Below are 1,219 nucleotides of genomic sequence, written 5' to 3'. Positions count from 1 at the left end.
TCATTGCTCCATTCTCTCAATCGAAGGAGCCTCCTCGGAACCCGGGGCGATTCAAGTTGCCATGTCCTGTACTTTGGAGTAGCGATTTTGGTAGCAGCATCGCAACTCATTGATTTCATTGGGTTGCGGTACATTGCAAAGCCGCTGAGGCGAGTGCGTCCGGCGTGATGCCGGCGCTCGGCACCGACGCAGGGTGCTTGGAATTCGCTTGCGGGCCACGGGCTGGATCGGCTGCGAAAGCGAGTTCCTTGGAATTGAGAATCGGCCGCAAAGCCGCGCCAACGCTCACTTCACGGACCGGCCTGTCACCCGGTGTTCAACGGGACTTGGAGAGGGTGTATGCCAGCGCGGCCTGACGCGTCTCGGATCAACAATGGCACCGAATCAGTCTTTTKCTGATTCCTTCAGACGGTTGCCGCTGTTAGGGTCGCGTACTGCACGCTTGTTAAGGGGGGCAAGTAGCCTTCGGGACATTTGCCAGATACTTCAGGCGGAGATAAGGCCATTAGGGGCGTTCTTGTAACCCCGCTTGAGAACGATGAAAGTGCTGACTGCTTGATTGGCATTCCTTGACCTTACCCGTTGCCATAAGGGAGTAATTCATGAGTATGCGGCCACGTATGTCGTCCCGATGGCCGAAAAGGTCACGACTCAAAAGGCAGCGACCAAAAACAATCACAAACCGGCCTACGGAAGAGAGAAAGCCGGCAATTCCTTGGTTAAAGGAAATCGAGGACCTTTTGAACGCAATTGTTAGCTTCACATTGCAATCAATCGGAACCTTCGCCCTAGGGCTGCTTGTGCTTTTTCGTTCGGAACCTTCGACGAGACTCTGGAAATTGCAGGAGGAGCAGAAAGTTTTACCCTGGGCAACTGCTTTGATAGCGACCTCCGCCCTTTTTAGTGCCATTTCTCCCGTAGCCTTTGAACTTACCGCCAGCTCCAGGCACGAGTGGATGAATCTTCTTGTTAAAGCCGTCAATGTTGCGGACTACGTTGAAAGATTCTTGCCCACAATTTCTGTAGGACTGTTTTTTTGCGGTGTTGCAGTGCTGCCGTGGCTGAAAAAACCTAAAGAACTGAGGAGGATTCGACTCTTTGTCGCGACTTGCTTCTCCATAGCATTGATAGCGAGCCTCATGTATTCCGTGCTGTACCGAACGACGATGATTGGACCCATCATGGGTKCAGATAAAGTCATCCGCTATTACCCCTCCAA

Annotated in this window: 1 protein-coding gene; it reads left to right on the top strand. The window is 52.5% G+C overall.

The window, feature by feature from the left end:
* Positions 1-740 precede the first annotated feature (740 nt).
* Positions 741-1,219, top strand: a 479-nt coding sequence (locus AC1D15_RS33095) for a hypothetical protein (protein ID WP_477829402.1), incomplete at its 3' end; no start/stop codon positions are given.

Source organism: Rhizobacter sp. P2_H2 (genome assembly GCF_056403375.1).
The sequence above is the reverse complement of the archived record's forward strand: the minus strand, read 5'-3'. Positions and strand labels throughout refer to the sequence as shown.